The following is a 13,986-nucleotide window of genomic DNA, read 5'->3' as shown; positions in this document are numbered from 1 at the left end:
GTGAAGAAGAGCAGATCCGGGATCAACCCGGGCCTGAATTGTTTTGTCGCTATATCAGGAGGAATCGCCATGCGACATTTGAGAAGAACAAATCTTCCCGCGATCGGGGGCCGTCTGCTTACGATGACCAGCGCCGCCGCGCTCGTCGCGGCCGCCGCCAGTGTCAGCGTGCCGGCGCGCGCCGACGACGCCGTCAACCAGCGCTGGATCGACACCGAATTCCAGCCTTCGACCCTGTCGAAGGACGAGCAGATGAAGGAGCTGCAATGGTTCGCGAAGGCGGCCGAGCCCTTCAAGGGCATGGAAATCAACATCGTGTCGGAAACCATCACGACGCATGAATACGAAGCCAGGACGCTCGCCAAGGCGTTCAGCGAGATCACCGGCATCAAGCTCAAGCACGACACCATCCAGGAAGGCGACGTCGTCGAGAAGCTGCAGACGCAGATGCAGTCCGGAAAGAACGTCTATGACGGCTGGATCAACGATTCTGACCTGATCGGCACGCATTTCCGCTACGGCCAGACCATCGCGCTGTCGGACTACATGGCCGGGGAGGGCAAGGACGTCACCGATCCCTATCTCGACGTCAACGACTTCATCGGCAAGTCGTTCACGACTGCGCCCGACGGCAAGCTCTATCAATTGCCCGACCAGCAATTCGCCAACGTCTACTGGTTCCGCTACGACTGGTTCACCAACCCCGACTACAAGGCCAGGTTCAAGGCCAAGTACGGCTACGAGCTCGGCGTGCCCGTGAACTGGTCGGCCTATGAGGACATCGCCGAGTTCTTCACCAACGACGTCAAGGAAATCAACGGCGTCAAGGTCTACGGCCATATGGACTATGGCAAGAAGGACCCCTCGCTCGGCTGGCGCTTCACCGACGCCTGGCTGTCGATGGCCGGCAACGGCGACCGCGGCATCCCGAACGGCAAGCCGGTCGACGAATGGGGCATCCGCATGGAAGGCTGCCGCCCGGTCGGCTCCTCGGTCGAGCGCGGCGGCGACACCAACGGTCCGGCCGCCGTCTATTCGATCGTCAAATATCTCGACTGGCTGAAGAAGTATGCTCCGCCGCAGGCGCAGGGCATGACCTTCTCGGAGTCGGGCCCGGTGCCGGCGCAGGGCAACATCGCCCAGCAGATCTTCTGGTACACCGCCTTCACCGCCGACATGGTGAAGCCCGGCATTCCCGTCATGAACGCCGATGGCACGCCGAAATGGCGCATGGCCCCGTCGCCGCATGGCTCGTACTGGAAGGAGGGCATGAAGCTCGGCTACCAGGACGCGGGTTCAGCGACACTTCTGAAGTCGACGCCGCCGGACCGTCGCAAGGCTGCCTGGCTCTATCTGCAGTTCATCGTCTCCAAGACGGTGAGCCTGAAGAAGAGCCATGTCGGACTCACCTTCGTCCGCGAGTCCGACATCTGGGACAAGTCGTTCACCGAGCGCGCGCCGAAGCTCGGCGGCCTGATCGAGTTCTACCGCTCGCCCGCGCGCGTGCAGTGGACCCCGACCGGCAACAACGTGCCTGACTATCCGAAGCTCGCCCAGCTCTGGTGGCAGAACATCGGCGATGCGTCGTCGGGCGCGAAGACGCCGCAGCAGGCGATGGACGCGCTCGCCGCGGCGCAGGATTCGGTGATGGAACGGCTGGAGAAATCGGGCGTGCAGGGCGCCTGCGGCCCGAAGCTGAACAAGAAGGAGAAGCCGGAATACTGGTTCGCCAAGGCCGAGAAGGAGGGCACCGTCGCGCCCCAGCGCAAGCTCGCCAACGAGAAGCCCAAGGGCGAGACGGTCGACTACGACACCCTGATCAAGTCGTGGCCCGCCACCCCGCCGAAGCGTGCGGAAGCGAAGTGACGTTTGCTCACTGTCATCGTCCGCCACCGGGTCGGCGCAAAAGCGCCGCCCGATGACAGGCTCCGGCGGACGATCCAGTACGCCGCGGCGCTTCGGCATGATCGCTGATGCCGGTGATTACTGGATGCCCCGCCTGCGCGGGGCATGACGGAGAAAGACAAAAGGCCGGGAGCGATCCCGGCCTTTCGTCATTCCGGGGCGCGCGCAGCGCGAGCCCGGAATGACAGCACGAGAGAGACGTCGTCCCTTCCTCCGTCATTGCGAGCGAAGCGAAGCAATCCATCTATCCGAACGCGCGGAAGCATGGATTGCTTCGTCGCTATCGCTCCTCGCAATGACGGAGTGTGCGATTACTGCGCCGCTTCCGCCGCCTCCAGCGTCGGATAGTCCGTGTATCCCTTGGCGCCGCCGCCGTAGAATGTTGCCTTGTCCCATTCGTTCAGGGCTGCGCCCTTCTTCAGGCGCTCGACCAGGTCGGGATTGGAGATGAACGGCTTGCCGAATGCGATCAGGTCGGCGGCGCCGGCTTCCAGCACCTTGTTCGCCAGCGCGAAGTCGTAGCCATTGTTGGCGACATAGGCCTGCTTGAAGCGCTTGCGCAGCGAGGCGTAGTCGAACGGCGCGACGTCGCGCGGCCCGCCGGTTGCGCCTTCGACGACATGGATGTAGGCCAGCTTCAGCGCATTGAGCCCATCCACGATGTAATCGAACAGCGGCTGCGGGTTGGAGTCGGAGAGGTCATTGGCCGGCGTCACCGGCGAGATGCGGATGCCGGTGCGCTCGGCGCCGACTTCGGCGGTCACGGCCTTGGAGACTTCCAGCATCAGCCGCGCGCGATTCTCGATTCCGCCGCCATAGGCGTCGGTGCGCTTGTTGGCGCCGTCCCTGGCGAACTGATCGAGCAGATAGCCGTTGGCGCCGTGGATCTCGACGCCGTCGAATCCGGCCAGAAGCGCGTTCGCCGCGGCGCGCCGGTAGTCATCGATGATCCCGGGAATTTCGGCAAGTTCGAGCGCCCGCGGTTCGGAGACATCGGCGAAGCTGCCGCCCACGAAGGTCTTGGTCTTGGCGCGGATCGCGGAAGGCGCAACCGGCGCGCCGCCGTTCGGCTGCAGCAGCGTGTGGGAGATGCGGCCGACATGCCAGAGCTGGATGAAGATGCGCCCGCCGCGCCCATGCACGGCGTCGGTGACCTTGCGCCATCCCGCAACCTGTTCCTTGGAGTAGATGCCGGGCGTGTCCTGGTAACCCTGGCCCTGCTGCGAGATCTGGCTCGCTTCGGTGATGAGCAGACCGGCGGAGGCGCGCTGCGCATAATAGTCGACCGCAAGCGGGCCCGGAACGAAGCTCGACGGCACCGCGCGGTTACGCGTCAACGGCGCCATCACCGCCCGGTTGGGCAGCGTCAGCGGGCCAAGCTTGAAGGGCTCAAACAATTTAGACGATTGGCTCATGGGATGGGTTTCCAGAAATGAACGATACCCAACATTTGTGCATCGCGGCGATGGGCGCAATGCCCCAGCCATTCAGCCTGTGCAGACCAGAGCGTTTTCGAGCGAAGTGGATACCGGTTCGCGTGAAGAAAACGCGTCAAAACAAGGATCTAGAGCTCGGTTCTGATTCAATCAGAACCGAAAATGCTCTAGCCGCGCGGCCGTCCGGCATTTGAAAGAGGTCAAACGCGACACATTCGCCGGCACGGTAAGATTTGTTCTAAATTCCGGATTGGCGCAGCATGAACGGCCTCCCATGGAAGGCTGTCACGACGCCGTCATTTCCTAGCGCGGCGCCGGCATGGCGGCTTCGGTCGGCTGGGCGCGCCCGCGCATCCGCGCCAGCAATTCCGCCGTCGGCCAGGAATCCGCCGGCAGTCCATATTTGATCTGCATCGCCTTCACCGCGGTGCGGCTCGCCTGTCCGAGCACGCCGTCGACCTTGCCGACATTGAAGCCCGCGCGCACCAGGTGCTGCTGCAATTCCTTGATCTCGTTGAACGGCAGTTGCGCCACCGGTCCTGACGGCCGCAGCATCGGCGGGCTGCCTGCGATGCGGGTGGCGAGATAACCGGCGGTGGTCGAATAGATCAGCGAATTATTCCATTCGGTGTAGGCGGCGAAATTCGCATAGGCCAGGAACGCCGGCCCCAGCCGCCCCATCGGCAACAGCAGCGACGCCGGCATGTCGTCATTCGCCAGTGGCCGTCCATCAGGATAGGTCACGCCGAGTTGCGCCCATTTCGATCGTGGCAGTTTTGTCGTGAGGTCGGCCTGGTCCCACGGAAAGTTGGAAGCGGTCACGCGCACTTCCTGCAGCCACGGCTCGCCGCGCCGCCACTTCAATCCGTTGGCGATGTAGTTCGCGGTCGAGCCGATCACGTCGGGCCCGCTGCGCAAGAGGTTGCGATGGCCGTCACCGTCATAGTCGACGGCATAGTTGAAATAGTGCGTCGGCAGGAATTGCGTCTGTCCGAGTTCGCCCGCCCAGGAGCCGACCATGTCCTCGGCCGAAAGATCGCCGCGGTCGATGATCTTCAAGGCGGCGATGGTCTCGTTCTGGAACATCTCCGAACGCCGGCAATCATAGGCCAGCGACACCAGCGAGGGCAGCGTCGGCAGATTGCCCATGTTGGCGCCGAAGTCGCTCTCCAGTCCCCAGAACGCCGCAATGACAGCCGGCGGCACGCCGTATTCCTTCTCGGCGCGCGCAAACGCTGCCGCATAGGTCTTGATGCGCTGCTGTCCCTGCTGCATCCGATAGGGCGCAGCCATTCGGCCTGCGAACTCGGTGAAGAGCTGCCCGAACACGCGCTGCCCGCGGTCGCGGTTGACGATGCCCTGGTTGTAGACGAGGTAGGGCGAGGCTTCCGCGATCGCCTGCTGCGACACGCCTTCGGACACTGCGCGCTGCTTCAGATCGGCAAGGAAGCGCTCGAAGCTCGCGCCGTTATGGCAAGCCGCCGCGCGCGGCGAGGGCATAGTCGCCGGCCGCGCAGCCGACGGTATCTGACGTGTCGGTGCCGGCACCAATGGCTGCGCCGGGGCCGCAGATGAATACGCCGCAATCATCATGGCGGCCGCGATCGCAAATCGGGTCTTGAACATCAGAACTCGCCGGCAGGAGGAAGGGGGCTGAGAATCCTGTTGAGAGAGCCGCGACTCTACGTGAAGCTTCACGCTCGGGCTATCCCTCCCTGGCGTCCCCGGCCTTCGCCGGGACGACGTGGGGAGCGAGCCAGCACATTTCGGCCGCGTCGCCCGGACGCACCTTCCGCCTCTTGCGGTACGGACGGGCAAATCCTTACCTAAGTCGCGCCTGCAACAGTGGTTTTTCCGCAACGACGCAGGGGAAAGACGATGAACTATTTCAAGACAGCTCTTCTTCTTGCCGGCCTCACTGCCCTGTTCATGGGTGTCGGCTATCTCATTGGCGGCGCCAGTGGCGCGATGATCGCGCTGGTGATCGCGGCCGCAATGAATCTGTTCACGTACTGGAACTCGGACCGCATGGTGCTCAGCATGTACGGCGCCCATGAGGTCGATGCGAGCACCGCGCCCGAGCTCGTCGGCCTTGTCGCCGAGCTTGCGGGCCGCGCAGGCCTGCCGATGCCGCGCGTGTTCCTGATGGACGAGGCGCAGCCCAACGCGTTCGCCACCGGCCGCAATCCGCAGAACGCCGCGGTCGCCGTCACCGCCGGCATCGTGCAGCAGCTCAGCCGCGAGGAGCTCGCCGGCGTGATCGCACACGAGCTCGCGCATATCAAGAACCACGACACGCTGTTGATGACGATCACCGCCACGATCGCCGGCGCGATCTCGATGCTGGCGCAGTTCGGCATGTTCTTCGGCGGCAATCGCGAGAACAACAGCGGCCCGGGCATCATCGGCTCGATCGCGCTGATGATCCTGGCGCCGCTTGGCGCCATGCTGGTGCAGATGGCGATCAGCCGCACCCGGGAATATGCCGCCGACAATCTCGGCGCGCGCATCGCCGGCCAGCCGATGTGGCTCGCCTCCGCGCTGATGAAGATCGAGAATGCCGCGCACCAGGTGCCGAACTGGGAGGCCGAGCGCAATCCCGCGACCGCCCACATGTTCATCATCAATCCGCTGTCGGGCCGTGGCGTCGACAATCTCTTCGCCACTCACCCCTCGACCGAGAACCGCATCGCGGCGCTGCAGCAGCTCGCCGCCGAACTCGGCGGTGGTGGCACGAGCGCGCCCGCCGGACAGCGTTATCCCTCACGCAGCCCATGGGGCCGCACGTCCACCTCGCGCGGACCGTGGGGTTGAGCGGTGGATCTGTAGGGCGGGTTGGCGAACGTAACCCGCCTCGTGCAAGGAGCCAGGGTGCCGGATGCAGCGCACGCTGATCATCCTCGGACTGATCCTCCTCCCTGCCGGGCTGCTCTGGCCGATGATCGGCAAGCTCGGGCTCGGTCGGCTGCCCGGCGACATCCATGTCGAGGGATCGAGCTATTCCTTCTACTTCCCGGTGATGACATCGCTATTGCTCAGCATCGTGCTGAGCGTGGTCCTCTGGCTCGCCAACCGCTAACGTGTTTTCGCCGGGAACGGAGCGGGGGTTCCGCCGGAATCCCGCCGTCGGCGGTCCGCTCCCTGCTGAAAAATACGGCGGATTGGCGCAGTGCAATCGGCCGCGCCGGTGCTACACTCGCCAATGAGGAATCACGCCGGAAACAAGCAATGGCCTTGTTCGGTTGGGGCAGAGAGGTGCCGTCGGAGGAGGTTCTGGATGCCAGGGCCGGGGCGGATACCTTGTTGCAGGGGCTGGACAAGATCGTCGCGACATATCTCGAAAAGGCCGATCGCGGCGATTTCGTTTATCCCGCCTGCAAGCGCAAGCCGAATGATGTCAGTGGCACCCCGCGCGAAATCTGGCGCCACACGCGCCTGGAAGGCATGCGCTATCTGACCATGATCCCGGGGCGCGACTCCGCTCTGCTGACGGAGCCTTCGCGGCAGGCCGAGATGATCGATGGCTTCCTGCGCCAGCAACCGCACGAGGACACGGTTATCGACTTCACGGGACGCGCGGTCGACGACGTCGCAATCGCCATCATCGCCGGGCTGAACTGGCTGAACCATTGCGCGCTGCTCGCCAGGGTCGATCGCGCCAAGGCGTCAGGCACCTTGCGCAGCTTCCGCAAGGTCGTGACGGTCGCCCAGCAGTGGTGGGGCATGGAAGGCGCGGAGGCGCGCTGCAGGAATATGCAGCAGGCGCGCGAACTGCCGCCCTTGATGCTCAATCTGATCTGGCTTGAATGCACTCATCTGGCCAAGGACATCACCGCGGCCGCAGTCTTCGGTCCCGCCGGCGAAGGCGGCGATGCAGCAGCCCGCTTCCAGGCCGCGCTCGATCCGGATGAGCCGGCCGGGTGATACGCAACGTTTTCTCCGTCATTGCGAGCGAAGCGAAGCAATCCACGCCTCCACTTGCGGCGCTATGGATTGCTTCGCTCCGCTCGCAATGACGATTTGGCTACTTTAGGTGCGACATATCAACCCGACGGGCAAATCAGTAGAAACGTGTCCATCCCTCGCGCGAAAAATATTCCGCTTCCGTCGTCGGGCAAATCAGCATTATGACTCCGCGCGTCTCACCCGAATGAGGGGCGGCTCGCGATCGTCACGAACGTTGCGGTGAGATGCGGTGGACGCGGGTGTTGCGAACGACGAACGCAGCTATCCGTGGACGGCGAAGTCGTGTGGTTCTGGCGCCCCGACGCTGGCGCTAAGCTCGCGAGCAGCAAGAGCTGCCGCGGGTGACGGTGGCAAGAAAGCCCGGTCACCGAGAAGAGCACGAAGTAAGCCGTAAACCATCGCGCAGGGAAAGCCGGAGTTGCTCCGGTTGACCTGTGGCCCTACCCCCGTGCTTTTTGTTGCACGGGGCCCACGGGTGCAACCGGCACCCGGCTTTCCCTGCGCCCTCACTTCGATGAGAGCGTGAAACGAGATGCAAAGCTCGGACGCCATGCGCCGCGAGAACGCGAACTTACATCCATTCCACCGTCATGCCCCGCCACCGGGTCGGCGCGTACGCGCCGCCCGATGACAGGCTCCGGCGGGGCATCCAGTACCCGGCGGCCTCTCGGCATAAGCACGACCGCCTCTGGAATACTGGATCGCCCGGTCAAGCCGGACGATGACGGCGGAACGTTGTTTGACATTTTGAATCCAGGTTCTCCCGCAATGACGGCTCCGTCGCTTCACAATTCCCGCGCATTCGAGAACGCGAACGACGACACCCGCCGCGTATTCTCATCCAGGATCAGCGTGCGCGTGATCGGCGGCTCGGCGCGCTGGGCGCAGTTCTCGCGTTCGCAGAGGCGGCAGTTGACGCCGATCGGGGTGCCCTCTTCCTTCTCGAGGTCGATGCCGGCCGCGTAGATGAGGCGCGAGGCGTGGCGGATCTCACAGCCAAGGCTGATCGCGAAGCGCGGCTGCGGCAGCGGATGCGGCGCGATCGGTCGGCGCACCATCTGCGCGATCGAGAAATAGCGCGTGCCGTCGGGCAGTTCGATCACCTGCTTGAGCAGGCGGTCCGGCGTATCGAAGGTCGAATGCACGTTCCAGAGCGGGCAGGTACCGCCGAATTTCGAGAACGGGAACGTGCCGGAGGAAAAACGCTTGGACACGTTGCCGGCATTGTCGACCCGCAGCATGAAGAACGGCACGCCGCGCGCGTTCGGCCGCTGCAGCGTGGTCAGGCGATGGCAGATCTGCTCGAAGCCGGCGTTGAAGCGCTGCGCCAGCACATGCACGTCATAACTCAGCGCCTCGGCGGCGGCGAGGAAGGGCTGGTAGGGCATCATCACCGCAGCCGCGAAATAGTTCGCGAGCGTGATGCGGTAGAGCCGTCGCGCCGCGTCGTCGAGCGGACCGCCGCGGCCGACGATGGCGTCGATGCTTGCGCTGCATTCGGCGAGGGCGATCTGCAGCGCGAGCTGGAAGGTGCGGCTCGGCGTGTCGACCAGCTCGGAAATCAGGAGCTGGCGGCGATGGCGGTCGAAGCGCCGCAGCGTCTCCCGCATCACGTCGACAGGCATGATCCGGGTCACGATCGAATGTTTTTCGCGGAGCCGCGCGGAGAGCGCCGCAAACAGCCCGTCGGCAGCGACGTTCAATTCGTCGCGCAGGGTCTCGGCCGCGGTCTCGAGCTCGGGGAAATAGTTGCGGTTGGCCTCGATCAGGTCGCGCACACGCTCGATCGGATTGGCCTCGAAGCGGGCACCCTCGTTGCGGTCGGCCATCTGCGCGGCGACCAGGGTCTCGCCGCGGCGCGCCTCGGTGTAGGCGGCGTAGAGCCGCTGCAGCGCGTGCGTCACGCCGGGACAGAGCTCGGCGAGGTCGCGCAGTTCCTGCTTGGGAACGTCGATCTGGCGGAACAGCGGATCGGAAAAGATCTCGTTGAGTTCCGCGAAGAAGCGGTCCTCGTCGGCGGTGGCGAGATCGCGCAGGTCGAGATCGTAGGTTTCGGCGAGCCGGAGCAGGATCTGCGCCGTGACCGGGCGCTGGTTGCGCTCGATCAGGTTGATGTAGCTCGGGGAAATGCCGAGCCCCTCGGCGATCTGGGTCTGCGACAGCCCCAATTGCTGCCGGATCCGGCGGAATCGAGGGCCAACGAACAGCTTCTTTCCGGTATCGGCAGGCATGGCAGCCTTCCTGACCTATTATTTACAAAATTTACAAAATGACATTTCACACAAGAACCGATGTTACATGACATCACCATTCGAATGCAAGGTATCTGTACTATTTCCGGTGGTTGGCGTTTAGCTCTGACACGCATTTCGCAATGCACTGTCACGAATGTCGATTGGCGACCCTCAAGGTTGTCGTCACTGAGAGGATCATGCACATGAACTACCAGCCACGTGGGATCAGCGACCGGGCTATCCAGGGACCGGCTTCCTATCTGAGCGAGATTGAAGCCGCCGAAGCGCTCCTCAAGACCAAGGACACGTGGAACGGTGTGACCGCCGAAGCCGTGGCGCGCATGCGGTTGCAGAACCGCTTCAAGACCGGCCTCGACATCGCTCGCTACACCGCGGCGCTGATGCGGGCCGACATGGCCGCCTATGACGGCGACCCCACCAAGTACACCCAGTCGCTGGGTTGCTGGCACGGCTTCATCGCCCAGCAGAAGCTGATTTCGGTCAAGAAGCATTTCGGCACGACCGATCGCCGTTACCTGTACCTGTCCGGCTGGATGATCGCCGCGCTCCGCTCCGAGTTCGGACCGCTGCCGGACCAGTCGATGCACGAGAAGACCTCGGTGCCGGCCCTGATCGAGGAGCTCTACACCTTCCTGCGTCAGGCGGACTCGCGCGAGCTGAACGATATCTTCCGCGCGCTCGACGCCGCCCGCAAGGAAAGCGACAAGGCGAAGGAAAAGGCGCTGATCGAGAAGATCGACAACTTCCAGACCCACGTCGTGCCCGTCATCGCCGACATCGATGCCGGCTTCGGCAACGCGGAAGCGACCTATCTGCTCGCCAAGAAGATGATCGAAGCGGGCGCTTGCGCCCTGCAGATCGAAAACCAGGTCTCGGACGAGAAGCAGTGCGGCCACCAGGACGGCAAGGTCACCGTGCCGCACGAGGTGTTCCTGGCGAAGATCCGCGCCTGCCGTCACGCCTTCCTCGAGCTCGGCGTCGAAGACGGCATCATCGTGACCCGCACCGACTCGCTCGGCGCCGGCCTCACGCAGCAGATCGCCGTGAGCCACAAGCCTGGCGACATCGGCGACCAGTACAACAGCTTCCTGGATTGCGAGGAAGTGACGGCCGCCAACGCTCGGAACGGCGATGTCATCATCAACCAGAACGGCAAGATGATGCGTCCGAAGCGGCTGCCCAGCAATCTCTATCAGTTCCGCCCTGGCACCGGCGAAGACCGCTGCGTGCTGGACTGCATCACCTCGTTGCAGAACGGTGCCGACCTGCTGTGGATCGAGACCGAGAAGCCGCATATCGAGCAGATCGCCAAGATGGTCGATCGGATCCGCAAGGTGGTTCCGAACGCGAAGCTGGCCTACAACAACTCGCCGTCCTTCAACTGGACGCTCAACTTCCGTTGGCAGGTCTACGACGCGATGAAGGAAGCCGGCAAGGACGTCAGCAAGTACAACCGTGCCGAGCTGATGAAAGCGGAATACGACAACACGCCGCTGGCAATCGAAGCCGACGAGCGCATCCGCACCTTCCAGGCCGATTCAGCCAAGCGTGCGGGTATCTTCCATCATCTGATCACGTTGCCGACCTATCACACGGCAGCTCTGTCGACTGACAATCTGGCGAAGGAGTATTTCGGCGAGCAGGGCATGCTGGGCTATGTGAAGAATGTTCAGCGCCAGGAGATCCGTCAGGGTATCGCCTGCGTCAAGCATCAGAACATGGCGGGCTCCGATATCGGCGACGATCACAAGGAATATTTCGCCGGTGAAGCCGCTCTGAAGGCGGGCGGCGTCCACAACACGATGAACCAGTTCGGCTAACCGTGGAATCGATCAGGAGGCTATCATGACCAAAGGCAGCAATTTCTGGGTGATCGGCGGTGAGTTCGGTTCGATGAACTTCCACAAGCTCGTCGAAGGCTCGGCCCAGGTCAAAGGTCCGTTCAAGACCCGCAAGGAAGCGGAGGACTGCTGGCGCGAAGTGTCGGAAGAGAACCGCCACAAGGCGGGCGTGCGCTTCTCCATCGTGGAAGAGCCCTCTCGCGTCCCGGCCTGAGTCTGCCAACGGTCCGTGTTGAAGAAGACGTCCAAGGACGGACGGCCCCATCCGGATTTCCGGGTGGGGCTGTCTGATTTCGGGACGCTCCTTGGGGATAACCGCCGCCATAAGCGCTTGGGAACCAACGGCCTTTGCGGAAGTAACGGTTACTGATAGGTTAATGCGCGAACAACCCGTCAGGACGAGGCCGCAAGGGATGTCGGACGCCCAGAATACCGGCAATGCCGCGAGCGATATGCGGCCGACGCTGCGCGAAGCTCTGCGGAAGGCCCGGATCGAGGCCGCGGACCGCACCGGCGTCGTCGTCGAACTCCGAGACGCCGAGGTGGCGCGGCTGGAGATCCTGAACGAGGCGCTCGATCCCTTGTTCGCGCAGGTGCCGGAAAAGGTCGACCTGTTCGACCGCGGCATCAGCCAGGGCGAGACGCCCAGGCTGTGGATCGATGTCGTCGCCCATGTCTTGATGGGGCGCGACAAGCGGATCTACCGCTTCGTGCAGGATACCCGCTTCGGCCGCATCGTGCTCGCCGAATCGCACGACGTGCCGGTCATCGTGGATGCCGTCACCGACTATGTCGCCCGCCGCATGATCGAGCGCGAGCATGCGATGGTGGCGACGCCGAAGGCGGCGGAGCCGGTCCCTGTTGAGAAGCCGCGGCGGCGTCGCGGGTTCGGGATGTTCCTGCTCGGCTTCATCCTCGGCGCGCTCGCGCTGTTCGCCCTCGCATTGTTTGCGAGCCTGCAGGATTTCTAGCGGCGTCACATCAGGCGCGTGTCGCTCAAACGCCCGACGCGCAGGTCGTCGTCGATCCCGCGTACGACTTGCTCGCAACGCCAGGCATTGCCGTCGCGCTCGATCGAAAACAGATTATACGCCGCCGCCGGATAGTGATGGCGCGGCAGCGCCGAAGCCGAGGGCACGCCGATCGCCGGGATCTTGCCGTTGGGCCCGTCGAACCACATCGTGGAGTGGATGTGATCATGGCCGTGCAGGATCAGCTCCACGCCATATCGCCTGATGAGATCGAGCAGCTTGTGCGAATCCGTCAACCGCTTGACGCGTGCATCCGAATGCAGGGGATGATGGACCAGGAGCACACGGAATGCGCCCTCGGTCGACAGCTCCGCCAGCATCCGCTCGAGCGCGGCGAGCTGCGCCTGGCCGAGCCAGCCGGTCGCCATCAACGGCGGCGTCGGCACCGCGGAGGATGTGCCGATCAGGGCCACCGGTCCGCGCCGGCGCAGGAACGGAAACGATGCGGCGCCATCTGCGTCATCGCCGCGGAGATAGTCGGCGAAAGTCGTGGCGAATCGATGCCGCGTCGCCCGCACATAGGCGTCGTGATTGCCGGGAACGACGGTCACGCGGTCCGGCGGGCCGACGCTCTCGAGCCAGGCATGCGCCGGCTTGAACTCCGTCTCCAGCGCCAGGTTGACCAGATCGCCGGTAATCGCAATGTGATCCGGGTGTTGCCCGTGCAGATCCGCCACCAGCGCGTCCAGCACCTCGCGGCGATGGTATTTGTGACGGTTGCGGGTCCAGTTCAGATAGCCGAAGGCGCGCTTGCCGGCGAGGTCGCGCAGCCGCGCCACCGGCAGCGGCGGCAAATGCGGATCGGACAGATGCGCCAACCGAAACGCCGCCATCATTCCGTCCCTGTTGGCCTATCCGTGATATACAGCCGCGGCATGGTCATTCTCTGATGATCTGCATTCTATTGGCAAGCGGGCGGCTTGTGCGCAAGGATCAAACGTCGTGTCGTTCCAGTCGAGGTTTTCGTGACGATCCTGATGGATTTGCGCAGGCGCTACGAGCTGCAGCTCACGCGGGTGTTCCATCTCTATTTTCGGCTGGCCCGCGGCATGACGCTCGGCGTGCGCGCGGTCGTCCTCAACGATGAGAACAAGGTGTTCCTGGTCAAGCACAGCTACGTCAGCGGCTGGTACCTGCCCGGCGGCGGCGTCGAGATCGGCGAGACGCTGATGGAGGCGCTGCGGCGCGAGCTTGCGGAGGAGGGGCGCATCGAGCTTGCCGGCGTCCCGGTGCTGCACGGCATCTTCCTCAACCGCCACGTCTCCCGCCGTGACCATGTCGCGGTCTACATCGTCCGGCACTACCGCCAGGATCGCCCGCCGGAGCCGAACCACGAGATCGTGGACACCGGCTTCTTCGATCCGGCGGCACTCCCTGCGGACACCACGCCCGGCACCCGCCTGCGGATCGCCGAAGTGGTCGGCGGCGGGGCCCCGATCGCCACATGGCGCTAGCGACCGCTTGTGCTAGAAGACCCGTCCCGGAGCATGATCCGGAAAAGTGGATACCGGTTTTCCGAAAAGATCATGCCCAAGACAAAGTATCGAACGCG

At 63.9% G+C, this 13,986-nt stretch carries 12 protein-coding genes; 8 read left to right on the top strand and 4 right to left on the bottom strand.

Annotation, left to right across the window (positions count from 1 at the left end; translation table 11 throughout):
* The first annotated feature begins 123 nt into the window (after window positions 1-123).
* Window positions 124-1,866 carry an ABC transporter substrate-binding protein gene (locus tag I6F35_RS18025; RefSeq protein ID WP_225119051.1) on the top strand — a complete coding sequence of 581 codons (1,743 nt, stop codon included), beginning with the start codon at window positions 124-126 and terminating at the stop codon, window positions 1,864-1,866.
* A gap of 350 nt (window positions 1,867-2,216) precedes the next feature.
* Here the strand turns inward: I6F35_RS18025 and I6F35_RS18020 are convergent, their stop codons facing one another.
* Together I6F35_RS18020 and I6F35_RS18015 are read right to left on the bottom strand one after the other, a co-directional pair.
* Window positions 2,217-3,320 (bottom strand): alkene reductase, encoded by a 1,104-nt coding sequence (locus I6F35_RS18020; protein ID WP_225119028.1) that lies wholly within the window; start codon window positions 3,318-3,320, stop codon window positions 2,217-2,219.
* 324 nt (window positions 3,321-3,644) lie between these two features.
* Window positions 3,645-4,967, bottom strand: coding sequence for a lytic murein transglycosylase (locus I6F35_RS18015; RefSeq protein ID WP_225119027.1), 1,323 nt, complete (start codon window positions 4,965-4,967; stop codon window positions 3,645-3,647).
* Between the two features lie 252 nt (window positions 4,968-5,219).
* Between I6F35_RS18015 and htpX the strand changes: the two genes are divergently transcribed.
* From htpX to I6F35_RS18000, 3 genes are all read left to right on the top strand, one after another.
* Window positions 5,220-6,155 carry a zinc metalloprotease HtpX gene (gene htpX, locus I6F35_RS18010; RefSeq protein WP_225119026.1) on the top strand — a complete coding sequence of 312 codons (936 nt, stop codon included), beginning with the start codon at window positions 5,220-5,222 and terminating at the stop codon, window positions 6,153-6,155.
* A gap of 64 nt (window positions 6,156-6,219) precedes the next feature.
* Window positions 6,220-6,420, top strand: coding sequence for a DUF2905 domain-containing protein (locus I6F35_RS18005; RefSeq protein WP_225119025.1), 201 nt, complete (start codon window positions 6,220-6,222; stop codon window positions 6,418-6,420).
* 149 nt (window positions 6,421-6,569) lie between these two features.
* Window positions 6,570-7,265, top strand: coding sequence for a hypothetical protein (locus I6F35_RS18000; protein ID WP_225119024.1), 696 nt, complete (start codon window positions 6,570-6,572; stop codon window positions 7,263-7,265).
* An 827-nt stretch (window positions 7,266-8,092) separates the two neighbouring features.
* Here the strand turns inward: I6F35_RS18000 and I6F35_RS17995 are convergent.
* Window positions 8,093-9,538 carry an XRE family transcriptional regulator gene (locus tag I6F35_RS17995; protein WP_225119023.1) on the bottom strand — a complete coding sequence of 482 codons (1,446 nt, stop codon included), beginning with the start codon at window positions 9,536-9,538 and terminating at the stop codon, window positions 8,093-8,095.
* Window positions 9,539-9,744: 206 nt separating this feature from the next.
* Between I6F35_RS17995 and I6F35_RS17990 the strand changes: the two genes are divergently transcribed.
* From I6F35_RS17990 to I6F35_RS17980, 3 genes are all read left to right on the top strand, one after another.
* Window positions 9,745-11,382: an isocitrate lyase gene (locus I6F35_RS17990; protein WP_225119022.1), complete on the top strand. Its 1,638-nt coding sequence runs from the start codon at window positions 9,745-9,747 to the stop codon at window positions 11,380-11,382.
* 25 nt (window positions 11,383-11,407) lie between these two features.
* Window positions 11,408-11,617: a hypothetical protein gene (locus I6F35_RS17985; protein WP_027581316.1), complete on the top strand. Its 210-nt coding sequence runs from the start codon at window positions 11,408-11,410 to the stop codon at window positions 11,615-11,617.
* 199 nt (window positions 11,618-11,816) lie between these two features.
* Window positions 11,817-12,374, top strand: coding sequence for a hypothetical protein (locus I6F35_RS17980; RefSeq protein WP_225119021.1), 558 nt, complete (start codon window positions 11,817-11,819; stop codon window positions 12,372-12,374).
* A gap of 5 nt (window positions 12,375-12,379) precedes the next feature.
* Here I6F35_RS17980 and I6F35_RS17975 read toward each other — a convergent pair whose 3' ends face one another.
* The gene (locus tag I6F35_RS17975; protein ID WP_225119020.1) at window positions 12,380-13,267 is read right to left on the bottom strand and encodes a metallophosphoesterase; all 888 of its coding nucleotides are present in this window, start codon (window positions 13,265-13,267) and stop codon (window positions 12,380-12,382) included.
* 144 nt (window positions 13,268-13,411) lie between these two features.
* Between I6F35_RS17975 and I6F35_RS17970 the strand changes: the two genes are divergently transcribed.
* Window positions 13,412-13,888, top strand: coding sequence for an NUDIX domain-containing protein (locus I6F35_RS17970; protein ID WP_225119050.1), 477 nt, complete (start codon window positions 13,412-13,414; stop codon window positions 13,886-13,888).
* The last annotated feature ends 98 nt before the right edge of the window (window positions 13,889-13,986 follow it).

Source organism: Bradyrhizobium sp. BRP22 (genome assembly GCF_020194175.1).
Taxonomy (GTDB): Bacteria; Pseudomonadota; Alphaproteobacteria; order Rhizobiales; family Xanthobacteraceae; genus Bradyrhizobium.
This window is presented reverse-complemented; position numbering and strand designations above follow the sequence as displayed.